Here is a 23,844-nt window from a genome sequence, read left to right on the forward strand (position 1 = left end):
GACTTACTGGACACGGCTTAGACCGGGCACATCGCAGCGGAGGTGCGGAGGGCCCCGATGACCGCGGTCCAAGGCGGAAGCGGCCTGGTCGGTTTCGGTCCGCTTAGCCAGCGCACCGCGTCGTCGCCGCTCTTCGACGGAGGCAAGGGGATCAGAAATCCCTTGTCCGGCAGGCGAACGTCGAGCCGTTCGAGGTCGGCCGTCGTCGCGTCGCACAGGTGACAAGCGGGGCCTGTGAGGAAGGCGCAATTCGCGCCGGGCAGGGAAACGACGGGGCCGGCGATCATCCGCATGGCGAGCAACGACAGGGCGTCCTCGCCGAGTTCCCTCCTTGTCACGATCGCGCTCACTTCATCGGACACAGTGAGCACGACTTGCCCGGTCGTGTGGTTCACGCTGGTCGGCCAGCCGTAGAAGTGTCGATAGGCTCGCGCTGTCGCGAGCATGTGTTCCAGCTGCGAACTGTGCGCGACCGCTTCCGCAACGCCTTGGGACGGCATGTCTGGAACCCGCTTTCCTTGTCTTCTCGCAGAGCGGCGGCCGCGGATTCCGACGGCTGGGTGCTCGATGGCACGCGGAGGTGCGGATCGCGGTGACACGGGGTTTCTGCGCGGTTGGTGGGGGAGGCGGTGAGGCTGGTATGTCGGGGAGGATTCCAGCCTCACCGCCGCTCTGGATGCCGGGCGGCGGCGCGTGCCCGAGGAGTGCGTCGCGCACGCCGCCCGGCGGAACTGGTACCGGTCTAGCGGACAAAGATTCCGATACCAGAAGAACTGATCATTGACGCCGCACGAAGCGCTGCCGATCATTTTCCGGCAGTCCGCAAGAATGGCGATGATCCTTCATGTTTCGGCGATTCTACGCCGTTGTGATTACCGCCGGATGGACGATACGGGGTCGTGAATCCCATTCATGTACTTGCCGGGGCTTGACCGGATCATGGGCGTCACATGGGGTTTTGCCGGATTGGTCATGCGAACAGCTTGGCCTGTACGTACACGTCTGTACATCCGCCGTCAGTGTTGTCGGGGCGTTACTCTGTCTGGGTCTATCGCGGATAAGCACAAGTGGTGGAAGCTACCCGGCAATGAAAGGGGTAAGAATTGGCCGCTGACTACAGTCCCACTGTCCGTCGTAGGCGTTTGGATAGCGAACTGCGCCGTCACCGGGAGAAGGCAGGCAAGAAGATCGGTGAGGTTGCCGAGTATCTGGGATGCCGGCACTCGAAGATTTCGCGCATCGAGAACGGCCATGGCAGCATCAGCCCAGGTGACGTCCGTTTGATGCTGGACTTGTACGGCGTGCACGGAGTCGAAGCAGATCGTCTTGTCCAGGCCGCGAGAGAATCTCGCGTTCGGGGCTGGTGGCACAGCTATGGGGACGTATTGCCCGAGTGGCTTGCGACTTACGTGGGGCTGGAGGCGGAAGCCGCCATGAGCCGGACATACGAAGGCGAAGTGATCACCGGGCTTTTGCAGACCAAGGAGTATGCCCGTGCGGTCACGGTGGCGACCGTGGTTCCCCGGACGGAAGACCAGATCGACCGGCAGGTCATGCTGCGTATGAAACGTCAGGAACGCCTGCATTCCAGCCGTCCGATCGGCTTGTGGGCGGTGCACAGTGAGGCTGCTTTACGACGGCCGGTCGGCGGCAATGCCGTCATGCGGGACCAGCTCACGCACCTGTTGGAGATGGCGGACCTGCCCCATATCAACGTGCAGGTGCTGCCCATCGCGGCCGGCGAACACCCGGCGATGGTAGGCCCGTTCACGGTCTTGGAGTTCCACGAGGAGTCCGATCCCGACGTCGTCTACGTCGAGACTCCCGTGGGTGGGCTGTATATGGAGCGCGAGAGTGAGATCGCGGGGTACACCTGTGTTTTCGGCCGGCTCAAGGAGCTGGCTTTGTCCCCGGAGAAGACCGTCGGTTTTGTCGACAAGATCATCAAGGAGTTGTAGCGGGAGTGGAGCAGGGAAACATCATTCCGCCGGACACTGTCTGGCGGAAGCCGCTTCGCAGCGTCGGTCAAGGTGCGTGTGTCGAGGTCGCCATGTTGTCAGGGCACGTCGCGATACGCGACTCCAAGGACCGTTCGGGACCCGCGCTGGTGATGACCAATGCGGCATGGGTGGTTTTGATGGACTCTCTGGATCGCTCTTGAGCCTGCGGTAATCCCGCGGCCGGCATGGTGCGACTCTGTGCCCGGGGGCCAGATGATTGGCTCCTGGACCGGCGGCCTGTGAAGCGGAATGATGCCTTCATCGTGCAGGGCTGATCAAATCGCCGCGCTCAGGTCGAGAGGAAAACAATTCGTGCGGAAGCGCACAATTCTAGTGGAGAAGCACCTTGCCGAGGCTGGATTCCCCAGAGGCGTCGGTGTCCCTTCCGCCGTTGTTCTGGCGTTGACCTTGATCCTTGCCGCGGCGTGTGTCCTGTTGCTCGATTCTCCGTCGGCGAGACCGGTCCCTGCTGTCGTGACGCAGTCGCAGGAACGTTTCGTCGAAGCGACTGCCCACGCGTTGGCGAAGACGGTGACGGAATCCGTCATGGACCTCCGGTTCGGGGTGACGCAGGCCGGCGGTGTTCAGGGGCGAGCACCGGAGGACCTGCTCGGTTCGCTGGGTGAGGTGTATCCGCGATGGCGCGGGATGGCACTCCTGCAGAGCTCGACAGGACGATTGCTCGCCGCTCGTGGCGAACCTCTGCCTTTCGCGGCTCTCGACGGTGGAGCCACGAAAGAAGCGAGCGTTCGCCCTGTGGCATCGACGGATAGAGGGGTCGTCATGGTCGCGACCCTCCCGGTGCTCGACGGCACCGAGCAGCGGACACTGGTGGCGTTCTCGGACCTGGTGACTTCCGATGTTCCGTTGGACTCGGGACTCGGACAGAGCGTGCTGGTGGTCACGGACGACGGTCGGATCCTCGATTCCCAAGGTCCTGCTTCCACGGTGGATGCCCAAGTCCGTCAGGGGGTGATCAGCAAGGCCGCGACCGAATCGGCCGGGGGACGCATCGGGAGCAGCGTTGACCTTGTCGCCGGAAAGGGACCGGGACCCGACGGCGTTCGCGAGACGGCGTTGGTGGCCGCCTATGCGCCGCTGACCGTCGCGGGTCTGTCCGGGGCGTGGAAACTCTCGCTGGTGTCGATGGCCCACGTGCCGGTGGAAGGGAATACGCAGACGGGCGGCCACCCGGCGTCGATCGTCGCCCTGGTGGCTGTGGCGGTCTTCGGTTTCGTACTGGTCCGCAGGACCGTCGTCGGTCCCGTCCACCGGCTGCGAACCGGCGCGCTCACGGTCGCCTCCGGGGGCGGTGCGCCGAAGATAACTGGCTTGGGAGTGCGTGAGGTGCGCCGGATCGCCGCGGTGCTCGAGCGGCTCGGTCGTCCGGCAGAACTCCGGCAACGCCCGCGGTGGTGGGTGCCGTCGGCTCGACAGGTGATCGTCGTCGCCGCGGCGGCGACGTTTGCCTGGTCCTGTTCTCTTCTGGTGGCGGCCGGCGGTGCGGTGCCCAGAGTGCCGGAACTCGTCGTGCGTGAACGCGGAATGGAGGTTTCGCGGATCGCGGACACGGTCCGCCGCAGCCTGAATGGAGCGGTCGCGGACCTGAAACTGCTCGTGAGGTCCACGGGGCAAAGGAACACGGCGTCCGTGCTCCCGCTCATGGAGCGGCTGATCGCCCGAGAGGCCAGATACCGGAGTATCTATGTCGTGGATTCGGCAGGCCGGACAGGCGTCCGGACGGGTCGGCCCCCGCTGCGGACCGAAGAACGGCTGCCATCCGGTGAAGGGGTACGTCAGCACAACACCGTCGGGAGTCTCCCGGTGATCTTCGCGTACGCGAAACTGCCGGATACGCGCCAAGGCGTTGTGGCCGAGCTCGATGTGGAGCATCTTTCGGAACTATTGCACCGGCGCGCGGGCCGGGTCCGGGTCGTCGATCCCGGTTTCCGGACGATCGCCGACACCGAGGGATATCTCGCGTTCCACACGCTGTCCGAGGACTCCCTCCGTCGAAATGCGAGTGAGGCACTCGCGGGGCGCCCTCGTGCGGAGATAGGCCGTTCCCAGGGCGGTGAGTCGGTGATCGCTTCCGCCGTGATCGGTGCACCGGGTCCGGCCGCCACCCTGCGATGGAGTGTGGTCTCCGAAGAAAAGACCACCACGCTGGGGCTTCCAGAGAACGAATTGAGCAGGCGCAACCTCGCGGCCGGTCTCATCGGTCTCGTCATCGCTTTGCTGAACTTCGGCTGGCATGAGTTCATCGTCGTACGGCAGTTGCGGCGGACGGCGACGCTCGCGGAGCGGTTGGCATCCGGAGACCGCGTGTCCGGGATCCACCCGGTGAGACAAGACCAGATCGGCACGATCACCTTCTGCCTCGAGATCTGCAGGAAAACAGCGAGTGAATCCGAGTATCGGAAAGAGCTCGCCCGGCGAGAGAGCTGATGTGCTTTTCTGTTACGTCGTATATATCGTTGCTTGTGTATTCATCCTGGCGGCCGGCATCGTCGAACAGCGCCGCCACCACGCCAATCTGCGGGCCATTCCGGCCAGAGTCCTGGTCAACGGTACTCGCGGGAAGAGCTCGATAACCCGGTTGTGCGCGGGAGCGCTGCGCGGCGGCGATCTGGTGACCGTCGCCAAGACGACTGGAACGGCCGCCCGGTTTGTTCATCCGGACGCACATGAAGACCCTGTGTACCGGAAGTTCGGCATCGCCAATGTCATCGAGCAGATCGGCGTTGTGCGTCGCGCGGTCGCCTACTCTCCCGACGTCTTGGTCGTCGAGTGCATGGCGGTGATGCCGGAGCTGCAGGAGATCAACCAGACCAAACTGATCTCCTCGACGATCGGTGTCATCTCCAACGTCCGCCTGGACCATGTCGAGGAAATGGGTCCGACGATCGACGACATCGCGTGCTCGCTCAGCAGGTCGATGCCGGAAGGAGGGATTTGCGTCACTGCCGAGCGTGAGCGGCTTTCCGTATTGGAACAGGAGGCTGCTCGGCGATGTTGCGAGCTCGTCGTGATCGACCCGGAGACGGTGACGGATGAGGAAATGGAGGGTTTCGGCTGGATCACTTTCAAGGAGAACGTCGCCATAGCCCTCGCCGTCGCAGAGCTCCTGGGGGTTGATCGCGGGGCGGCCTTGCGCGGAATGTGGTCCTCGCCCCCCGATCCGGGGGCACTGACCGTCGACCGGTTCCGGGTGAAGGGGAAACAGCTCAGATTCGCCAACCTTCTCGCCGTCAACGATCCGGAATCCACCTTGATGAACATCGAGGAGCTGATCTCCGAGAAGCTCATCACCCGGCCGCTGCATGTGGTGATCGGGTGCCGCCCCGACCGTATCGAGCGCAATCGCCAAATAGCTGCGCTGATCCCGCAGCTCGCCCCAGAGCGGGTTGTCCTGATCGGTGAGCCGACACGAAGTGCGAGGACAGCTGTTCCCGGCCCATGGCATGGCCGGGTATGCGATCTCGGCGGTCGTCGCAGCGCGGTGGAGCTTCTCGACGGAGTCATCGACGGAATCGAGGGCGAAGCTTCTGTCGTCGCGATCGGCAGCATCCACGGACAGGGCGAGAGACTCCTGGGGGAATTGCAGGCTCTGGAGCGAATACCGGCCGACGCCGTCGTCTGGACCCCGAACGGGGAAGGGAGGGATCGTAACCGATGGGAACCTTGTTGCCGGGCGTCGCGACACTGGGGTTGGCCATCGGCCTCCTGCTGGCGCTGGGTTGTGTGCTGCTCACCAATCTGTCGCCCGGCGGGATGATCAGCCCGGGCTGGCTCGCGCTGACACTGGTCGAGGACTACCGGCGTGCCGCGATCGTGGTAGTGATGACCGCGCTCACCTATGCGGGCTCAAAGGGGCTGCAGCGCCTCACCATCTTGTACGGAAAGCGGCTCTTCTCGGCCATCGTCCTGCTCGCCGTCTTCTTGCAGAGCACGCTCTTCCTCGTCCTGCAGCACGACTACCCGCTGTTGTTCGCGCATCAGACGCTGGGCTTCGTGGTGCCGGGGCTGATCGCCTACCAGCTGATCCGCCAGCCGCCCATCGCCACCATGCTGGCGACCGGGACGGTCAGCCTGGTCACCGGCGCGGTGCTGACAAGCGGTGTGCTGGCCGGTTTCGTTTCCACAGTCTGACAAGCAGAGGATCGACCATGCGAAAGTCCCGGATTTCGCCCCGGAAGAAGTGGGTTCGCGCCCTCCGTGTCGCGATCTGGCTGTCCGTGATCATCTCATCCGTGGTGACCATTTACCTCGGGCCAGGTGTGCGTACGGTGACCGGCGTCCCGCCGGTGAACGCTCTCGCGGTCCGGATCATGGCTGGGCCCTATCGGGTCGCCGGGTACCGCTTTGAACGTTTGTCACGGCCCGCTCGGACCGTGGTACGGAATGACGCGGGTGCGGTCGTGGCGACGTTCACCGACGGCGCCCGTACCGTTGTGCTGGCCGGATCCGCTCGAGACTTTCTCGTATCGAAGTCCGGATCGTCTGTCGTCAAAAGCGAAACGTGGGTACGTCTGTTGCCGCTGCCGTGGAAAGAGGGTGGCGAAGGTGGTGAGTGGTTCCGCGCCTGGCTTGATACCGCACTCGCCGACCGGAGCCCTGACGTGCTCGCTACCGCTCGACGACAATGGTCCGGGGATGGTCCGAAGATCAGCGGCGCGCGATTGATCACACTCGTTTACGGCTTGCCGCGTAAAGCCTCGGTCGCCATCGTGAAATCCTCCACCGGAGGAGTGACGATCTCAACCGAGGCGCGTGAGCAGAGTCTGCTTCAGCCCGGTGACCTTCTTTTCTTCGCTCTCGATGCCCAAGGCGACCGCGTGGGTGTGTACCTCGGCAGGGATACCGGCGGCCACCATCGTGTTCTTCTCCGAGGATCCGCACCGGCCATGGATCATGGTGGCAGGCTGTTTCAAGGATTTCACCTCGCCAAACGGATCTGACGAATGAGGTTCCGGGTACTGGGGAGTTTGGAGCTGAGCGGCCAGGCCGAAGGACCGGTCTGTGTCCGGCCGCACAAGCCGCGGACTCTCCTGGCATTGTTGCTTCTGCATGCGGAACGCTGGGTGTCCAACGCGTTGATCGAGAACACGCTCTGGGAGGGACCGCCACCTAGATCCGCGCCGGGGAATATCAAGACCTACGTCTCGCAGTTGCGTCGGACACTGGCGGCGCTGGGGGACGTTCCCGGCAGGATCGTCAGCCGGGTCGGCGCATACCGGATCAGCGTGGAGCCGGGTGAACTCGACGTCTTCCGATTCGAGGAGTCGGTACGTCTGGGGCGGGAAGCACGGCATCGGTCCGCCGACGGCGAGGCCGTCGAGCATTTCCGGGCGGCGCTGGGGTTATGGCGCGGCGAGCCGTATGAGGATCTGCCGCTGTCCCTCAGGCGTCCCGTGACGGCTCGTTTGGAAGAGCTGCGCTGGGCTGCCCGCGAGGAACTGATCGATGTACGGCTGGTGCTGGGGCAGCACCATACGGTCGTCCCGGACCTTCGTGCGCTGACGATCGAACACCCGACGCGGGAACGGCTGTGGTGCTTCCTCCTTCTTGCTCTGCACCGCTCCGGACGCCGGGCTGACGCCTTGGACGCATACCAAGCGGCATACCGATCACTGGCGAGCGGGCTTGGCATCGAGCCCGGCGCCGAGCTGCGCCGGCTGCATCAGCAAATGCTCGCCGATACGTGATCCGCTGTGCCGGGAATGTACCGGAAATAGTTAGCCTTCGGGCAGTATCGCATTCGTCGCGCCGGATGGTTCCGGTCGGCTGTCGCAATTCAATCGAAATGCAAGGGAGTAGCTGTGAAGGGTGTTTACGAGTCCCCGGCGCTGCAGGCCGCTGGGGCCTTCTCGAAGGTGACCGGATGCGGCAAGTGCGGCTGGGGCCGTGACCGTTTCTGCCGGCGCGGCCACCGCCACTGGTTCTGGTGAGAGGCATAGGTATCTAGCCAGATGATGGATTTCCCTGCCTTGGCGCCCGACACTTCATGGTTCGTCGTCATGCCGGATGCCGACGTGACAAGCACGGTCACAAGGCTGTTACGCGCCCAGGGGCGGGCGTCCGTGTCTCACAACTCCGGCCGCCCCTGGCTGGTGGGCAAATGGAGTGACGACGAGATCGTGGTGGCCGAGGCGGGGAATTCGCGGGTGGCGGTGATCGGGCCTGCGTCCGTCACCGCCACCCGTCTCGCCGGTATCCTCGCGAGGACCGGCGATGTCACCGCTGTCAACGCGGTGCTGTCTTCGCTGCCCGGCAGTTATCACGTGATCGCGTACGTCAACGGCCGATCTCTGGTGCGGGGGACGGCGGCCGGTGTTCGCCAGGTCTTCCAGACCATGGTGGACGGGCAAGTGCTGGCCGCCGACCGCGCCGACGTGCTCGCCGGAGTGCTCGGTACCGAACTGGACCTCGAGGCGGTGGCACTGTCGCTTTTGGACCCGTTGCCGCCATATCCGCTGGACGATGTCCCCATGTGGAAGGGCGTCGAAGCCGTTCCACCGGATCGCTTCCTGTTGATCGACGAGGCCGGACGACCGGCGACCTTCCGGTGGTGGTCGCCGCCGGAGCCGGTGGTGCCGCTCGCGGACGGCGCACGCGCGCTTCGCCTCGCACTCACCAACGCGGTCGCGGTCAGGACTTCCGCCGGGGGCAAGGTGAGCTGCGACCTTTCCGGCGGGCTCGACTCGACCTCGATGTGCTTTCTCGCGGTGGACAGTCCTGCTGAACTGATCGCCTACACCACGGTCGGTCTGGACCCGGCTGACGATGACGTGCCGTGGGCTATGCGGGCGATCTCCGCCTTGCCCGGGGTGGGGCACGAGATCTTGCCCCGAAACGAACTTCCCTTGGTTTACCAGGGCATCGCCACCGCGGACGACTGCCTGGACCGGCCCTTCATCGGGCAGATAGACCGGGCTCAGATACTGACGGCCTTCGAACGGATGGCCGCGCTGGGATCGCGGGTCCACCTCACCGGCTTCGGGGGCGACGAGGTCCTGGAAGGTGATCTGAACTATCTGCGCTCGCTGATTCGCAAGGCGCCGTGGATCGCGTTGTCCCGGCTGCGGGCATACCACGCCCAGGGGCGTTGGCCGCTCATGAACGTCGCGTGGCAGCTGCTTCGACCACGTTCGTACGGCTCTTGGTGGGCAGGCACTGCGGGACGGATCACCGATCCGCGACAGGCGCTGCGGTCTCCGAGGTTCGACTGGGACGAGCCACCACGGTTGCCGCCGTGGGTCAGTCCCGACTGCGTCGATCTTGTCCGCCGGATGCTTCGGGCGAAGCGAGAATCCGTACGCCCGCTGGCAGGTGACCCCAGCAAGCACGCCGATCTCCTCGCGATCCGATCGAGCGCGCGGATCGCTCGATCGTTCGGGCAGTTGGTGGGACCGACCGGTGTGCCGTTCGCTACGCCCTTTCTCGACGACCAGGTCGTCGAGGCGTGCTTGGCGGTCCGCGCGCATGAGCGGTCCACGCCCTGGGAGTACAAACCGCTGATCAAGGAAGCCATGCGGGGGATCGTCCCAGCGGCTTCGCTCGAACGTACGACCAAGGCGGAGAGTTCCGCTGAGGAGGAGGCAGGGTTGCGTGCCAACCATCTTGACCTGATGGCGTTGTGTGAGGACTCCCGGCTCGCCGATCTGGGACTCGTCGAAGCTGACCAGTTGCGGGCAGCCAGCCATTATTCGCCTTCGCTCACCCGGCCGCACGAGTCGCTTCAACAGACTTTCACTGCCGAGGCCTGGCTTCGACGACTCAAAGTGTCAGTACAGGCAGGACCGCGATCGTGAAGCTGGCCAAGAACGTCGTCTTCTGTGAAACCGACTACGGTGCCGTGCTGCTGGACGAACAGAGTGGCCGGTATTGGACACTCAACCCGACCGGCGCCTTGGCCATGGGTGTGCTGCTCGATGGCAAGGACCAGGGCGAAGCGGTCGACGCGGTGGTCGAGCTTTATCCGGCGCAACGCGACACCGTTTCCACCGGCGTGAGCAACCTTCTGGATCAGCTCCACGACGCCGGCCTTCTGGAGGAGAAATGACCACACCGATGACCTTGCCCCGGTATGGCGAGGGAATCCCTTTGCCGCGGCGGCTGCTGGCGCGGGCAGCCGTCGCGCTCGCCCGGCTGCTCGCCTTGTTGCCACCCGCGCGGATCCGGGCGGTACTCGTCAACGTCCGCAGGGGAGCTCGTCCGGCGGGCCTCGGCCAGGCGTCGGCCGCACGTGACGCGATCACGACGGTGAGCCTCGTGTGCCGGGGCGCGCAGGGGTGTGTTCCCCGATCCATCGCCACCGCGTTGCTCTGCCGTGCCTGGGGTGTGTGGCCGACTTGGTGTGTGGGCGCTCGGAAGGTCGGCCCGTTCGCCGCGCACGCGTGGATCGAGGTGGACGGCGTCCTCGTCGGGGAAGAGTTCTCCGACGACTATTTCCGGCGCCTGATGACCGTTGCCCCGGTGGCCTCGTGAACGAGGAGAACCGGAGTACCGACCCGGCCGGCGATGGTTCGCTGACTCGCTTGCCTCAGTTGTGGGGATTGCTGCGCGGTCACGGGCCGCAGGTCTTCGTCGCCACCCTGCTGACCCTGCTGGGCACGCTCGTCGGGCTGGTCCAGCCGGTGCTGGTGAAACAGGTGATCGACGCCGCGCAGACCGGCGCGGTCGCGAGCTGGCTGGTGGTCGCGCTTCTCGCGGTGTTCGTCACCCAGGCCGCCGTCGACGCCGTCGGCCGGTTTCTGCTGGACCGTACGAGCGAAGGGATCCTGCTCGGTCTCAGGTTGCGACTGACGGCCCAGTTGATGCGTTTGCATATGCGGGTCTGCGACCGGCAGCGGATCGGTGACCTGATTTCCCGGGCGAACACCGACACGTCAATGGTGCGCGAGGCGGCGACGCACAGCTTTTCCGATATCGTCACGAATTCTCTCGGTGTCGCCGGCGCGGTCGTCCTGATGCTGTGGCTCGACCCCCAGCTGTTCCTGCTCGTGCTGGCCACCGTTGCCGTTGCCGGTGCCACCGTGTTCGCGGTCTTGGCACGCATTCGACGTGCCTCCAACGAGGCTCAGACCAGCGTCGGCGACATGACCGCGGCACTCGAGCGTGCGCTCAGCGCGATCCGGACGGTCCGTGCCTGCCAGGCCGAGCGGAGGGAGATCGAACGCGTCGGTACTCATGCCCGCGACGCCTATCGAGCCGGAGTGCGGCTGGCCAGGCTGGACTCGACGGTGGCGCCGGCCATCGAGCTCGCGGTCAACGGTTCGGTCCTGGTCGTCTTGCTCATCGGCGGGCTCCGGGTCGCGAGTGGTACGACGTCGCTGGGTGATCTCGTCGCGTTCCTGCTCTATGTCACCTATCTGGTGATGCCGCTGTCGTCACTGTTCAACGCCTTTTCCACGGCACAGCGGGGCCTGGGGGCGCTGGATCGCGTGAACGAGGTTTTCGCGATGCCACGGGAGAAGGACCGAGCACTGACGAGTGGTCAGGCGGTGTCACCTCGAGGAGTGCTCGAGCCCCCGGTAGTGGAGTTTCGCGACGTCTGGTTCGGCTATGGTGACCGCCCTGTCCTGAAAGGACTTTCTTTCGCCCTGCCCAGCCGTGGTCATGTCGCGCTGGTCGGCAGGTCCGGGGCTGGCAAGTCAACGGTGCTGGAGCTCATCGAACGCTTTTACGATCCGGACCGTGGACAGATCGAGCTCGACGGGCGCCCGGCGAGTTCGATGACCCGGGCGGACGCCCGCACCCTGGTGAATCTTGTGGAGCAGCAGGCACCGGTGCTGCATGGGACACTCCGCGACAACATCACCTACGCCGTGCCTGAAGCGACGGAGGACGAGGTGCTGTGGGTCGTCAACGAGGCATGTCTCACCGAACTGGTGGCACGGCTGCCTGCTGGTCTCGATACCGAGGTCGGTGACCACGGCACGCTCCTGTCTGGCGGGGAACGGCAGCGCATCGCGATTGCCAGGGCTCTGCTCGCCCGCCCGGCGTTGCTGTTGCTGGACGAGCCGACCTCCCAGCTCGACATGCTCAACGAGCGCGCTCTCACCGACACGATGCGGGAGGTTTCCACGCACCGTGCGCTTCTGGTGATCGCGCACCGGATGTCCACCGTACGTGCGGCGGATCAGATCATTGTGCTCGATGAGGGCCGGGTGGAGGCAGTCGGCTCTCATACGGACTTGCTCCAGACGAGCACGCTCTACCGGCGGCTCCTCTCCGCCGGCCCGGATCCTGAGGCTGACACCCTGGCAGGGGAGCCTGGGAACGACTCGCTTGTTCCGGAACGCCGAGTTTGAATCAAGCAGGACTGTGAGCGCCGAGATGCCCGAGACAACTGAACTTCCCACTGCGGCCACGTGTACGACAACGGTCATCGCCGGCGGGTTTCCGGCCCGTCAGACGGACGATCCGCCCTGGGTGTTCGGCAATGTCCCGCCGCGCAATCCCCTTTTCACCGGTCGCGGCGAGCTCTTGAAGCAACTGGCCAAACGGCTGAACGGCGGTACCACGGCTGTGGTCCGGTCGGCGTTGCACGGCCTCGGCGGTATCGGCAAGACGCAGGTGGCCACGGAATACATCTACCGGCATCTCCAGGACTATGATCTTGTCTGGTGGATCGACGCCGCGCTCACGACGCAGATCCGCGCCAGTCTGACGGAACTCGCCGGTGTCCTCGGCATCGCTTCCGAGGTGAATACCGCAGTGCCCGAGGTGATCGAGGCACTCCGGACCGGGCAGCCGTTCCGCCGCTGGCTCCTGGTATTTGATGCTGCGGAGAGCCCGGAGGCGGTGTTGCCGTTCTTCCCGCGCAATGGTCCCGGTGAAATCCTGATCACTTCGCGGAACTCCGACTGGGTGGGTATCGCGCGTCCGCTGGAACTCGCGGTGTTCAAACGTGAGGAAAGCGTCGAGCTGCTCGGCCGCCGCGGTCCGGAGATCGACCCGGCCGACGCCGAGGAACTCGCCGAGAAGCTCGGTGATCTGCCTTTGGCCGTGGAGCAGGCGGCGGCCTGGCGCGCGGTGACGGGGATGCCGGTGCAGGAGTATCTGCGTCTGTTCGACGAGTCGGTCGACGAAGTACTCGACACCGTCGCCGCCGCGTGGAACGTTTCGTTCGAGGAATTGAAGACCCGTAACCCGGCGGCTCATCAGATCCTGCACATCTGTGCCTTCTTCTCGCCGGAACCGATCTCGCGTGACCTGCTGACCGGGGTCAACCGGGTGTCGATCTCGCCCGAGCTCGACGCGGCGCTGCGTGATCCGATCAAGCTGGCCCGCGCCATCCGTGACATCAACCGTTATGGCCTGGCCAAGATCGACCACGGGAACAACACCCTCCAGCTGCATCGGCTGGTGCAGCTGGTGCTGCGCAACCGGGTGATGGCCCGGCAGGTGCACGCGCGGATGCAGCACGGCGCCCACCAGCTGCTCGCCGCGCTCGACCCCAACGACCCCGAGTCCAGCAGGCACTGGTCGCGCTACCGCGAACTGCTGCCGCACGCCTACGCGGCGAACGTCCTGGACTGCGACAACGACTGGCCGCGTCAGCTCTACATCAACCTGATGCGCTACCTGTTCGAGTACGGCGATCACGAAGAAGCGGCGCGGCTCGGCCTCGAAGCGCGCAAGCGCTTCACCGAGACCCTCGGCCCCACCCATCCGCAGACACTCGAAGTCTCGTCGCGGCTCGGGCTCTACCTGTGGGCGGTCGGCCGGTACGACGAAGCCGCGGAGCTCAACCAGCGCACTCTCGCACTGCGCATGCAGATGTCCAGCGAGGAGAACGAGGAGACCTTCGCGCTTCAGCGGAACATCACGATCGATCTCCGGGCCCAGGGTGATTTCGCGGGAGCGACCAAGCTGAGCGAAGAGATCTTCCACAAGGCCAAGCGGATGTTCGGCGACGACGACCCGGAGACGCTCTACGCCGCGTTCCAGCACGGGATCAGCCTCCGGTTGGCCGGCGCCTACCGGGAGGCGCTGGAGCTGGATCAGGACACTCTCCGGCGGCGGATCGAGGTCCTCGGCCGCGATCATGTCCGCACCTTCAGCGTCAACAGCTCGAGGAACGTGGACTTGCGCGAGGCGGGTGAGTACGGCCAGGCCCGGATCCAGCAAGAGCGGCTCACGGAGAGCTTCATCGCCCGTTTCGGTCCGGACCAGCTGGACTCGGCGGGTAACTCGCTCCTGCTCGCGATGGCCAGGAGGAAGGACGGTGACCACCCGGGGGCGCTCGGCCTGTCCACGGAGGTCCTCAAACGGTTCCGGCTCGCTTATGGCGATGACCACGGCACGACGATGGCCTCCGCGCTGGCTCATTCGATCGATCTTCGCCACTCGGGTGATCTGGCCGCGGCTAGGAAGCTCGGCGAAGAGACGTTCGAGCGGTACCGGCGTGGTCTCGGCGAACATCACCCGCATACCCTCGTGGCCAACGTGAACCTGGCGGTGACCCTCCGGCTGATGGGCGACCCGGCGGCCGCGCGCGTCCTCGACGAACGTGCCCTCGAGCAGTTCCGTGCCACCATCGGCCCGGACCATCCCTACGCCATCATCGCCGCGATCAACCTGGCGAGTGACCTGGCGGCGGTGGGCGAGCTCGACCGGACGGTCGAGCTGGGGCGAGACGCGATCGAGCGCGGCACGCAGGTACTCGGCGAGGACCACCCCACGGTCCTGGCGGCATCGTTCAACCTGGGACTGGATCTGGCCGCGCTCGGCCGGACGGAGGAGGCCGCGCCGTTCCGCGACCCGATCCTGGCGCGGTACCGCCGGATCCTGGGTGAGGCCCACCCCGGAACACAGGCGGCCGGCCGCGGTATCCGTGCCAACTGCGACATCGACCAGATCCCGATGTGAGCGTGCCCGGGGCGGCCGGGTGTCACCGGCACAGCTCGACAACAGAGTCCCCTTGTGGGGTACAGATGGTGACGTTGTCCGGGGATCGTGCCACGATTCACCGGGCGGCTCCACGTCCCTCCCCCTGTACGTGGAGCCGCCCCTAAATGCTGCGATATACCTTCGCCAGAGCCACGTTCAACGGGGACGGAGGCACTCTGGCCGACAACAACGGCGAAACCTGGCTGTCCACTATGGACCAGAGAGGCGGATGGGCATACCCCGCTATTCCGCAGGTACCGTGCTCGCGACCTTGGCGTACAGGTGCCGACTGGGGTACCGGCCCTGTCGTCTCCACATCGGCTGCCGATCACCTTGGCCAAGCCTCGCGCAGGTGTTGCGTCCCGTGCGATCGTGACCTTCGACGAGGCCATCGAGCGATTCACAGCGCCGGCGCCAGACTGGTGCTGGTTGCCGCTGCTGTGGTTCGGGAGGCTCGCAGCTATCGGACGGGCTGGAGCGGGCACTGAAACGAGGATATGGCTGCATCGGGAGCTATGGCGGTGAGCGACCATCTTGTGCGGAAACCTGAGGGGCAGTCTTCGGGCGGAACCGACGGTCGCATCACCCCGGAGCCCGTCTGGCGCAAGACCTGCGGCACCCTCTAGCGCTTCGACAGCCGCGAGCCTTCCGTTGTCTTAGCGGAGGGGTTCCTCCCCGGAGACGTCGTCAACGGCCAATACGACATCGACAAGTGCCTTCTTGTAATCAGTCCTCCCTGTACGTCGACAAAATCACCAAGACGGGGATCATGAACGATTGCAAGGACGACCCGCATTACAACCCTGCCACCAGGGGGCTGGACGAGGGGCGCCGTTGAACATTCATCGGGTGTGTCGCCGCTGGTGCGGACGACCGCCGGGTCCTACCGTTGCCGGGTGGGACGACGGAATGCTGGCGGGTTGTGGCTGGTGAGCGGCCCGGCGCAGGCGGCCCCGGAGCAGCGGTGGTGTCCGAGTTGTGGATGCCGGTTGCGGGCGTCTGCGCGGCGGGACGCGGTGTACTGCGGCACGAAGTGCCGGGCCTTGCACTGGAGATGGGTGGCCACGAGCAGGATAAAGGTGGCCGCGATCAGGGCCGCGTCGGAGTCCGGTCGGGCGCGGTGCCCGGAGTGCGGGACGGAGTGGTCGCCAGGGGTGGAGCACCGGCGGTCGGCGACGTATTGCTCGCCGCGGTGCCGGACGAGGGCATACCGGCAGCGGCTAGCCGTTCGTTCTACCGTCACCGTGACGGCAGAACGAACGGCTCCCCGAAATCAGTGAAGATCGCGGATGACCTGCGGAAATAAGTCCCCGAATGGGGGTATCTCTCGCAGGCGATCCGGTTGGACACTGACCGCTGCCACCGTGCCGGGTCCTCTCCGGCGAACCCCTCGCCGCGCCCGGGTAGCTAGGAAGTGATCACCGTGGGCTCGAAGATCGGGAACGTGACCAGGCGCCGCTATGACCAGCTGGTTCAGGTGAGCCGGGAGGCGGTCGAGGCGGGAACGACGAGCCGGTTCACGATCGGGGATTCGGCGCTGGAGATCGAGCCGATGCGTGACCACGGCGGCGCTGCCGGGGACGAGCCGATGCCGGTGTCGGAGGCCTTGGCGATGTTCGCCGAGGACATCGGTTTGGCCTATACCACGGTCCGCGGCTATCGGTGGGTATCCTCGCGCTGGCCGGACAAACGTATCCGCCGTCGGAATCGACTGGTGTCGTACAGCGTGTTCCGTATCCTGGCTTCGATCCCCGAGCCCGAGGAACGGGCCCGGCAGTTGGCCGATCCGCCGCTGCTGAAGTGCACCGGCGATTACCGGTGGACCCCGGACGCGGCGAAACGGGTCGTCGGCTGGGCGGTGGACACTCCTCAGTCGCCGCAGGAGAAGGTCAACAGGATTCACGATCTGGCCCGCGACGACGAAGTTGCGGCAGTGGTGGCGACGGACCTCTTACGGCGGCCGGAAGTCGCGTCACGGGCGATGACCGACCACACCGCCCGGCACGCGGTCAACCGCGCCCAGGTCGACCATGCGCAGCAGGCTGAGCAGATCGCCCGCCAGCGTACCCCGGTGCTCGAGCAGCTGAGCCGGACCGGCGGGTTCGTAGAGCTGGTCGGGGCGTGCTCGGTGTTCGTCGCTTCGGTTTCGCGGGTGCTGCCGAACTTGCGTGGGCACCGGTTCAGCAAGGAGGAGACGGCGACGATCGCGACGAACGTCGCTCGGGTCCGCTCTACCGCCGACTGGATCGAGAGCTCGGTGGCAACTGGGGAAATGTCGATGGACGAAGGGCTGGCGAAGCTACTGCGCGGCGAGTGACATCGTGAGACGCGCGCTTCCGTCGCCCGTGTGCGCCGAGCAGATCCGGGTCGCCCTGTTGGAAGCCCGCCCGGTAGGGCTGACCACCCAGCAGCTGATCGCCGCGACGGGACTCAGCTTGGCGCAGGTCCGGCGCGGGGTTTCCTATCTGCGAGATTTCCTTGCCGCGCAACACCTTCAGCCGCTGATCTGGACCCGCGGTGAAGGTTACCGGCTCGACCCGCCTGTAAAGGAGCTGATCGCCTACGAGATGGCGCAGTTCAAGATGAACCTGCATCGGATCACCCGGTTCCTCGCCGCGACTGTCGATCCGCATTTCGGGCAGACGCCGAAGGAGGAGTGGATCGGGCTAGTGCACGACCAGCTAAACGGGCTCAAGGCCGGGTTCAAGGCGTTGACGCTGCTCGAACCACCGCCCGAGCAGCGCCCGGACGCGGCGCGGGCCCGGCCGAGCCGACGGCGGGTCGGCTCGTGACCGCGCCAATGACGATCTGTGTCCCGCCACCCTTCAGTCGCCACCGGGTCGAGTGGCGGCTGATCGCGTCGCTGCTGCCTGTCCCTGTCCTGCGGCCAGTCACCCCGGCAGAAACGCGAATCCAGATGGACCATCAACTCGGCGTCGATCCACTTCGCCGGCGCCTGCGTGGCCTGTGGGCCTGACGTGACCGCGCCTGCGATGGCAGGGACTCACCGAACCTTGCCAGCGACATGGCGACAATTCGGCTGGGCGCCCTCCGGGTTCTTCGTCGGCCTTTGGCAGAATACTTGCGAGCCGGCGGCGTCGAAGATCATATTGCTGATGATCTGTCCGACCCCGTCGGTCAACTTGAGCAGATGGTCGACACGCTTCCTCGGGTCTTCCTTTCGCATTCGCCAGCTGGGCAGGATCAGGAAACGATGGGGGGCGAGCGGTAAGACGACGTTCCAGAAGGATGTCGCCAGGAGCTGGTTCTCATGGTCCTGGCCGTTCACCGGGAGGACGGGAACATCTCCCGTCCATAGGCACAGGTCGCTGAAGCCGAGGCCCCACGGGCGATCGAAGATCACCCAGCTCAGGTGGGCGATCTGGTTCGCCATGAACTGGACGTGTTTATCGCGACCGGCCAAGGCTTGATCGACTGGGGAAGCTCCAGTGCTTCGTTTTCTTCGCCTGAGAGGTGCTGCAAGCGCTTCCGCTGACGAACAGTACGTACGATTTGGCAGCGATCCACCAGGCGAGTGCCGCACGTTCCTCCCTGCCCAATGGCCATTGTCCAGGACCGGGCAAGGCTCCGCGCGGGCCCTCCAATATGGTGTCGAACGCGGACACCGCCCTGGTCTCGAGGTTGCACAGCAACCTTTCGACTCGCTTCCCGTAAAGAGTCTGTGACCGCGGCGACCTTTCGGATGTTCATCGTGAACGGTCGATCGAGTCGCTCGACGTGTCGGGTGGAAATGAACCACTCGCGGCTGCTTGGCTTCGGACGTCAACCGAACCGCCGCAGATACATCTGCGGCACGGTGTGATCGATACTCGCCGCATCATCCCCGCTTCGCCACGTTCCCGAAAGGAAACCACCCGGCATTGGCATGGGGTGACCTCACCACGTACGCCCAGTCTCGTTACAAATACCAATCCGATGTCCTCGGTACGGCTGGACTGTTCCAAAATGACGTTGATCGTCAAGGAGCCCCCGGCATGGCCACTTGGCGCTTCCAGGCCCATTGACGCAGACTGGCTTTACTGGTCGTGAGCCATTCGGTCCACGATAGATAGTTCGATTCATCAGGAAACTCTCCGGCAGGAGGACAGGCATGCGAACGACTCAATCCCACACTGTCCGACGACAAAGATTCGGGATCGTTCTGACAATATTCTTCACGGGCATCGCCGTCATGGGCAGCCCACCTGCGTGGGGTGCGGAAACCGCTGAGCGGCAAGACGCAGTCGCGATGGCGGCGACAATCGATGCCCCTCCCCAGCCCGAGCAGTTCCGCCGGTACGCGATCAATGTGAGACACAGTGGCCAGTGCCTGGACGTCGCTGGGGCGTCGCAGAGCAACGGTGCCCACCTGATCCAATGGCCCTGCCACTACAACCAGAACCAGCAATGGACCCCTGTCGCAGCCGGCTCCGGCTACTACCGGCTCGTGGTGAGACACAGCGGGAAGTGCCTGGATGTTGAAGGGGCGTCGCAGGGCAACGGTGCCCACTTGATCCAATGGCCCTGTCACCTCGGGACCAATCAGCAGTGGCGGTTCGTGTACCTCGGCAACGGTTATTATCGGCTCGTGGTCAGGCACAGCGGGAAGTGCCTGGATGTTGAAGGGGCGTCGCAGGGCAACGGTGCCCACTTGATCCAATGGCCCTGTCACCTCGGGACCAATCAGCAGTGGCGGTTCACCGCAGTGGCGTAGGAGCCCAAAGGCCTTCCCGCCTTCATGGATGCGACCTCCTCGGCTCGCCAGTCACAGCCCTCCCGCCAGTACCGGGCCAGGGCCTGCGTATAGCCCGGCGGGATGCCCTGGGCCCGCCCCACGCCGGGTGCCTCATCGGGCCGGCGCCCCGCGTCCAGCCGCCGATACAGGTCATCGAGGCCGCCCCTGCGGAATGTCGACGCGGAAGCGACGAATGCCGGCTGACCCGGTCACGGAAGATCACCTTTCGGCACGCAGGGGGCGAGGTCCGTTGCGGAGCTGCCGGAAGAAGTCGCGGATGTCGTCGACGAACAGGTCGGGGACTTCGAAGGCAGGGAAGTGCCCGCCTTCGGGGTGGTCGCGGAAGAAGGCGCCGCCCTCGCCTGGGCCGAGGGCCTTGCGCAGGAGAGGGTCGCAGTAGAACAGTGAAACGGCACCGGCGAAGACCCGCCCCAGCTGGTGTTGGGGGCGTGGGTCATTTCCCAGTAGAAGTCGGCCGCCGCGGGGCCGGTGCGGGTGAACCAGTACAGGCTCGCGGTGATCAGGACGTCGTCGCGGCTGATCGGGGAGGCGGGGTGGGCCCATTCCTCGAACTTTTCGGCGATCCAGGCCAGCTGCAGGATCGGGGAGTCGGCCAGGCCCGCGGAAAGCGCGTTGGGCTCGGTGGACTGCAGCACCCGGTAGCCCTTCATCTGCGACCAGCTGTGTTGTGCTGCTTCGAGTTGTTTACGCACGACGGCGCTGAGGCCGTCGGGAACGGGGAAGTCCTCGCCGACCATGCCGAGCTGGAGCCGGTCGCCGTGGGTGTGCGCGCCGATCACCCGCTCGGGCAGCAGTGCCGCCACCCGGCCGGTGACGCCTGCACCGATATCACCGCCCTGAACACCGAAGCGGTCATAGCCCAGACGGGTCATCAGCTCCCCGAACGCCAGGGCGGTGCGGTCGAGGTTCCAGCCGCGTGCTGACAGCGGGCTGGAGAAGACGAACCCGGGCAGCGACGGGATGACCACATGAAAGGCATCGGCCGGGTCCCCGCCATAGGCCCGCGGATCGGTCAGCGGCCCGCTGACGTGCAGGAACTCCACGAACGAGGTGGGGTAGCTGTGGTTGAGCAGCAGCGGGGTCGCGTCCGGCTCGGGTGAGCGCAGATGCAGGAAATGGATGGTTTGCCCGTCGATCTCGGTGACGAACTGCGCGTAGTTGTTCAGTTTGGCCTCGTGGGCGCGCCAATCGAATCCGTGGGCCCACCACCCGGCCAGCTCCCGCAGGTAATCGGGGGCGATGCCGTGGTCCCGGTCGGACCCGGCGCCGGGCACTGATGCGGCGAGCGGGTGCGGGCCAGACGGTCCGCCAGATCATCGAGATCGGCCTGCGGGATCTCGATCCGGAACGGAATGACGTCAGCGCTCATGACGAGCAAGCTAGAGGCCACGTAAGGATTACGCAGGTCAGAACCGGTCCCAGATCACCCGAACGGGCACGGTGCCACGTCAGTTCGGCCTTCATTTCCGGAACAAGGACGAACTGCTGCTCGCTCTCGTCAACGCCTCGCACGAAGAGGAACTGGCGAACACCCCGCCGCCCGCCGACGACTGGGCGAACGACCTCATGCAGATCGCGATCCACACGCACGACGCGTTTCTCCGCCATCCCCGCGTCGGGGCCCTCTCGGCGGCACGTACCGCGCGCCGGGAGAACGAATTCCGTACCGTCGAACGCAAACTCGACTGCATGCGCCGGGCCGGGCTGAACGACACCGACGCGGCCCGGTACCACCGGGTCTTCGCCGACGCCGTGCTGTCCTACAGCGCCATGGACGCCAGCCTGGCCGCGCTGCCCCCGGATGTCCGGGAAGCGGACCTGCGCGCCTGGCAGACGGACTACCTGACCCTGCCTGCTGACCGCTATCCCAACATCGCTCGGGTCGCCCCGCGGTTCGTCGGGCTCGACGACCCGCAGAATTTCGTGACGGCCGTCCAGCTGCTCATCGAACAGATTCGGGCGAGAGTCGAAGCAAGGCGAGCGCTTCCCGGGCGAATCGAGTAGGGCAGGTGCGGTGTACCACCGCACCTGCCACCACGGTGAGGGCGATGGGCGCGTCGGCCAGTTCGTCGGGATCGGCGCGCAGGGGGGCGAGCGCGAAGGCCGTGAGGTCGGCCGCCGCTCCGGCGGTGATCGTGCCGGTGCGGTCGGCGGCCGCGGCGGCGAGGCGGGTGTAGCCCTCGAGCGCCATCAGCGGGGTGAGTCCCTGCCGCGGTCGCACGGGTGGGACGTCGGGCTCGCCCGGCGGACGGCACAGCCGGGCCGCGGCGAGGACCCGGCGCCGGTCGAACTGGGCGACCGGCCAGTCGGAGCCCAGGACGACGGGGACTCCGCCGGGCTCGGTCGGCGCGTTCGCGGCCGAGGCGGGACGACCAGTTGTCGGTGTGGTCGGCCCTGGTGAAGTGGCAGTGGATGGCTGCATGCTCGCGACGACACCCTGCCTGAGATCCGGCCACGACGCCGGCGACCTGGCCTCGGTCAGTGGACACCCGGAGCCGTGGCTGTTCCGGGGTGTCGCGTTCCTGGCGTCCCGACGGCCTGTCGGCGCGGCCAGTCGGCCAGGAAGTGACGGAAGACCCTTGCTGGTTTGTCCGGGCGGATAGATTCTGGAGGCAGGCTACGGGCCGGGTCCCCGCCTGCGACAGTTCTGCCTGGCTGAAAGGGATGCCGGTCATGTCTCTGGACGGGCGCCGGTGGCAGGTCCTCGCTGAGATCAATTCCGATGGCGGTCTGATCGACGCGGCGGACGCGGCGCGGCGGGTGTGTGACTACTGCCTGCGCCGGTCCGGGGCCAGCGACGTGGCATTGAGCCTGATGACGTCCACCAGGGCGGTTCACCTGGTCGCTTCCGCCGGACCACGCGGCGGGGAGTTGTCCCGGCTGCAGTTCACGATGGGCGAGGGTCCGTGCCTGGACGCTTATGACAGCGGCCAGGTGGTGCCGGTCGCCGACCTCGACGACGCGGCGGTGGCCCGGGTTCAGCACCATCGCGAATGAGGCCGGGATCCGTTCGGTGACCTCGGTCCCGCTCCAGTCGGCCGGCACCACTATCGGCAGCCTGGACCTGACCTGGGACAGTCCCGGCGCCCTGACCGAGGACATGCTGGCCGACGTGCTGCTCGCCGCCGACGTCGCGACCAAAGCGCTGCTGCTGATGCACTCCAGCTCCAACGGGAATGACGCCCTCGACGGTCTTCTCGCCGACATCGCCGGTGAGTCGATGGCGGTGCACCAAGCCTCGGGCTACCTGTGCGCAGACTTGGACATCAGTGTGGGTAAGGCCTTGTCCCGGCTGCGCGCGCACGCGATGTCCACCGGCACATCGTTGTACGAACTCGCCCATCAAATATTGAGCGGAACGGTGAGGTTACCGCGATGAACTCCGCACCCGGATCCCCCAAACCCACCGCCGAGGCCGACCTCGGCCGTGAGGCGCTATTGGCCCGCGCCCTGGTAGAACTGGCCAACACCCTGATCCACCAGTTCGACGTGGTGGAGTTCCTGCACCGGCTCACCACCCACGCGGTACTGCTGACCCCCGCGGAAACCGCCGGGGTGGCCCTGGTCGATGAACACGGCGTACTCCAGGTGATCGCGGCCTCCACCGAACAAACCCGGCTGCTGGAACTGGTCGAGCTGCAACGCGCCGAAGGACCATGCCAAGACGCCTTCGCCACTCGCGCCGCCGTCCAAGGCAGCGGCGAGGCCGCCCGTGCACGCTGGCCGCACTTTGCGCGCGCCGTGTTCGCTGCCGGATTCCACACGATGGCCGCCGTGCCCCTGACACTGGAAGACGAGACCATCGGCGCGCTCAACCTGTTCCACGTCACGGAAGCCCCGTTCACCGACGCTGACATGTTCATCGCCCGCGCGCTGGCCGACATCGCCGCGATCAGCCTCCTGCAGGAACGCGCCCTCCGCGATTCCCGCATCCTCAGCACCCAGCTCCAGCGCGCCCTCACCTCCCGGATCACCATCGAACAAGCCAAAGGCTTCCTCGTGCGCGAGGCCAACGTCTCCCTCGATGACGCCTTCCACCTCATCCGCAACTACTCCCGCCGCAACAACCGACGCCTCGTCGAAGTCGCCCGCGACATCGTGACCAAACAACTTCCGGCCACCGACCTCCCCCCCCCGCACGCCCCCCTCCGCAACTGAACCGCCCCGGGTTTCTTGGGGACTGTAAAA

Annotated in this window: 25 protein-coding genes; 20 read left to right on the forward strand and 5 right to left on the reverse strand. The window is 65.8% G+C overall.

Annotation, left to right across the window (positions count from 1 at the left end; translation table 11 throughout):
* Positions 1-17: 17 nt before the first annotated feature.
* Positions 18-500 carry a bifunctional DNA primase/polymerase gene (locus MJQ72_RS19315; protein ID WP_240600756.1) on the reverse strand — a complete coding sequence of 161 codons (483 nt, stop codon included), beginning with the start codon at positions 498-500 and terminating at the stop codon, positions 18-20.
* A 642-nt stretch (positions 501-1,142) separates the two neighbouring features.
* Here MJQ72_RS19315 and MJQ72_RS19320 point away from each other — a divergent pair.
* From MJQ72_RS19320 to MJQ72_RS19385, 15 genes are all read left to right on the forward strand, one after another.
* Positions 1,143-1,958: a helix-turn-helix transcriptional regulator gene (locus tag MJQ72_RS19320; protein WP_240600757.1), complete on the forward strand. Its 816-nt coding sequence runs from the start codon at positions 1,143-1,145 to the stop codon at positions 1,956-1,958.
* Positions 1,959-1,963: 5 nt separating this feature from the next.
* The gene (locus MJQ72_RS45100) at positions 1,964-2,161 is read left to right on the forward strand and encodes a DUF397 domain-containing protein (protein ID WP_396426963.1); all 198 of its coding nucleotides are present in this window, start codon (positions 1,964-1,966) and stop codon (positions 2,159-2,161) included.
* 313 nt (positions 2,162-2,474) lie between these two features.
* Positions 2,475-4,448 (forward strand): hypothetical protein, encoded by a 1,974-nt coding sequence (locus tag MJQ72_RS19330; protein WP_240600758.1) that lies wholly within the window; start codon positions 2,475-2,477, stop codon positions 4,446-4,448.
* Positions 4,405-5,778, forward strand: a complete 1,374-nt coding sequence (gene pgsB / locus MJQ72_RS19335; protein WP_240600759.1) for a poly-gamma-glutamate synthase PgsB — start codon at positions 4,405-4,407, stop codon at positions 5,776-5,778. The genes MJQ72_RS19330 and pgsB overlap by 44 nt, the downstream gene beginning before the upstream one ends.
* Complete coding sequence (locus tag MJQ72_RS19340; RefSeq protein WP_240600760.1) at positions 5,676-6,152, forward strand: poly-gamma-glutamate biosynthesis protein PgsC/CapC; 477 nt, start codon at positions 5,676-5,678, stop codon at positions 6,150-6,152. The genes pgsB and MJQ72_RS19340 overlap by 103 nt, the downstream gene beginning before the upstream one ends.
* A gap of 17 nt (positions 6,153-6,169) precedes the next feature.
* Positions 6,170-6,961, forward strand: coding sequence for a hypothetical protein (locus MJQ72_RS19345; protein WP_240600761.1), 792 nt, complete (start codon positions 6,170-6,172; stop codon positions 6,959-6,961).
* Between the two features lie 3 nt (positions 6,962-6,964).
* On the forward strand, positions 6,965-7,708 hold the full coding sequence (locus MJQ72_RS19350; protein ID WP_396426964.1) for a BTAD domain-containing putative transcriptional regulator: 744 nt from the start codon (positions 6,965-6,967) through the stop codon (positions 7,706-7,708).
* A 114-nt stretch (positions 7,709-7,822) separates the two neighbouring features.
* Positions 7,823-7,951 carry a keywimysin-related RiPP gene (locus tag MJQ72_RS45105; protein WP_396426965.1) on the forward strand — a complete coding sequence of 43 codons (129 nt, stop codon included), beginning with the start codon at positions 7,823-7,825 and terminating at the stop codon, positions 7,949-7,951.
* A gap of 69 nt (positions 7,952-8,020) precedes the next feature.
* A complete protein-coding gene (locus MJQ72_RS19355; RefSeq protein ID WP_240600763.1) occupies positions 8,021-9,814 on the forward strand; it encodes an asparagine synthase-related protein in 1,794 nt (597 codons plus the stop codon).
* Positions 9,811-10,065 (forward strand): lasso peptide biosynthesis PqqD family chaperone, encoded by a 255-nt coding sequence (locus MJQ72_RS19360; protein ID WP_240600764.1) that lies wholly within the window; start codon positions 9,811-9,813, stop codon positions 10,063-10,065. The genes MJQ72_RS19355 and MJQ72_RS19360 overlap by 4 nt, the downstream gene beginning before the upstream one ends.
* Positions 10,062-10,490 (forward strand): lasso peptide biosynthesis B2 protein, encoded by a 429-nt coding sequence (locus tag MJQ72_RS19365; protein ID WP_240600765.1) that lies wholly within the window; start codon positions 10,062-10,064, stop codon positions 10,488-10,490. The genes MJQ72_RS19360 and MJQ72_RS19365 overlap by 4 nt, the downstream gene beginning before the upstream one ends.
* On the forward strand, positions 10,487-12,316 hold the full coding sequence (locus MJQ72_RS19370) for an ABC transporter ATP-binding protein (RefSeq protein WP_240600766.1): 1,830 nt from the start codon (positions 10,487-10,489) through the stop codon (positions 12,314-12,316). Before MJQ72_RS19365 ends, MJQ72_RS19370 begins: the two co-directional genes overlap by 4 nt.
* Before the next feature lie 121 nt (positions 12,317-12,437).
* Positions 12,438-14,879: an FxSxx-COOH system tetratricopeptide repeat protein gene (fxsT, locus tag MJQ72_RS19375; protein ID WP_240600767.1), complete on the forward strand. Its 2,442-nt coding sequence runs from the start codon at positions 12,438-12,440 to the stop codon at positions 14,877-14,879.
* A gap of 1,444 nt (positions 14,880-16,323) precedes the next feature.
* Positions 16,324-17,217, forward strand: a complete 894-nt coding sequence (locus MJQ72_RS19380) for a DUF6192 family protein (protein WP_240600768.1) — start codon at positions 16,324-16,326, stop codon at positions 17,215-17,217.
* Between the two features lie 4 nt (positions 17,218-17,221).
* A complete protein-coding gene (locus MJQ72_RS19385; protein ID WP_240600769.1) occupies positions 17,222-17,692 on the forward strand; it encodes a hypothetical protein in 471 nt (156 codons plus the stop codon).
* Between the two features lie 212 nt (positions 17,693-17,904).
* On the opposite strand, the gene MJQ72_RS19390 is transcribed toward MJQ72_RS19385, so the two are convergent.
* Entirely contained in the window at positions 17,905-18,294 is a 390-nt protein-coding gene (locus MJQ72_RS19390) for a hypothetical protein (protein WP_240600770.1), read from the reverse strand.
* 855 nt (positions 18,295-19,149) lie between these two features.
* Between MJQ72_RS19390 and MJQ72_RS19395 the strand changes: the two genes are divergently transcribed.
* Entirely contained in the window at positions 19,150-19,614 is a 465-nt protein-coding gene (locus MJQ72_RS19395; RefSeq protein WP_240600771.1) for an RICIN domain-containing protein, read from the forward strand.
* Here MJQ72_RS19395 and MJQ72_RS19400 read toward each other — a convergent pair.
* On the reverse strand, positions 19,584-19,784 hold the full coding sequence (locus MJQ72_RS19400) for an epoxide hydrolase N-terminal domain-containing protein (protein WP_315860909.1): 201 nt from the start codon (positions 19,782-19,784) through the stop codon (positions 19,584-19,586). The two genes, MJQ72_RS19395 and MJQ72_RS19400, sit on opposite strands and share 31 nt — an antisense overlap.
* A 60-nt stretch (positions 19,785-19,844) precedes the next feature.
* Positions 19,845-20,930 carry an epoxide hydrolase family protein gene (locus MJQ72_RS19405; protein WP_240600772.1) on the reverse strand — a complete coding sequence of 362 codons (1,086 nt, stop codon included), beginning with the start codon at positions 20,928-20,930 and terminating at the stop codon, positions 19,845-19,847.
* A gap of 166 nt (positions 20,931-21,096) precedes the next feature.
* Between MJQ72_RS19405 and MJQ72_RS19410 the strand changes: the two genes are divergently transcribed.
* Complete coding sequence (locus tag MJQ72_RS19410) at positions 21,097-21,660, forward strand: TetR/AcrR family transcriptional regulator C-terminal domain-containing protein (RefSeq protein WP_240600773.1); 564 nt, start codon at positions 21,097-21,099, stop codon at positions 21,658-21,660.
* Here the strand turns inward: MJQ72_RS19410 and MJQ72_RS19415 are convergent.
* The gene (locus MJQ72_RS19415) at positions 21,599-22,078 is read right to left on the reverse strand and encodes an amidohydrolase family protein (protein WP_240600774.1); all 480 of its coding nucleotides are present in this window, start codon (positions 22,076-22,078) and stop codon (positions 21,599-21,601) included. The two genes, MJQ72_RS19410 and MJQ72_RS19415, sit on opposite strands and share 62 nt — an antisense overlap.
* Before the next feature lie 251 nt (positions 22,079-22,329).
* On the opposite strand from MJQ72_RS19415, the gene MJQ72_RS19420 reads away from it, so the two are divergent.
* The 3 genes from MJQ72_RS19420 to MJQ72_RS19430 are packed head-to-tail and all read left to right on the forward strand — an operon-like array spanning position 22,330 to position 23,814.
* Positions 22,330-22,653 (forward strand): hypothetical protein, encoded by a 324-nt coding sequence (locus MJQ72_RS19420; RefSeq protein WP_240600775.1) that lies wholly within the window; start codon positions 22,330-22,332, stop codon positions 22,651-22,653.
* A 16-nt stretch (positions 22,654-22,669) separates the two neighbouring features.
* The gene (locus tag MJQ72_RS19425; protein ID WP_240600776.1) at positions 22,670-23,035 is read left to right on the forward strand and encodes an ANTAR domain-containing protein; all 366 of its coding nucleotides are present in this window, start codon (positions 22,670-22,672) and stop codon (positions 23,033-23,035) included.
* Entirely contained in the window at positions 23,032-23,814 is a 783-nt protein-coding gene (locus MJQ72_RS19430) for a GAF and ANTAR domain-containing protein (protein ID WP_240600777.1), read from the forward strand. The genes MJQ72_RS19425 and MJQ72_RS19430 overlap by 4 nt, the downstream gene beginning before the upstream one ends.
* Positions 23,815-23,844 lie beyond the last annotated feature (30 nt).

It is taken from the genome of Amycolatopsis sp. EV170708-02-1, assembly GCF_022479115.1.
Classification (GTDB): domain Bacteria; phylum Actinomycetota; class Actinomycetes; order Mycobacteriales; family Pseudonocardiaceae; genus Amycolatopsis.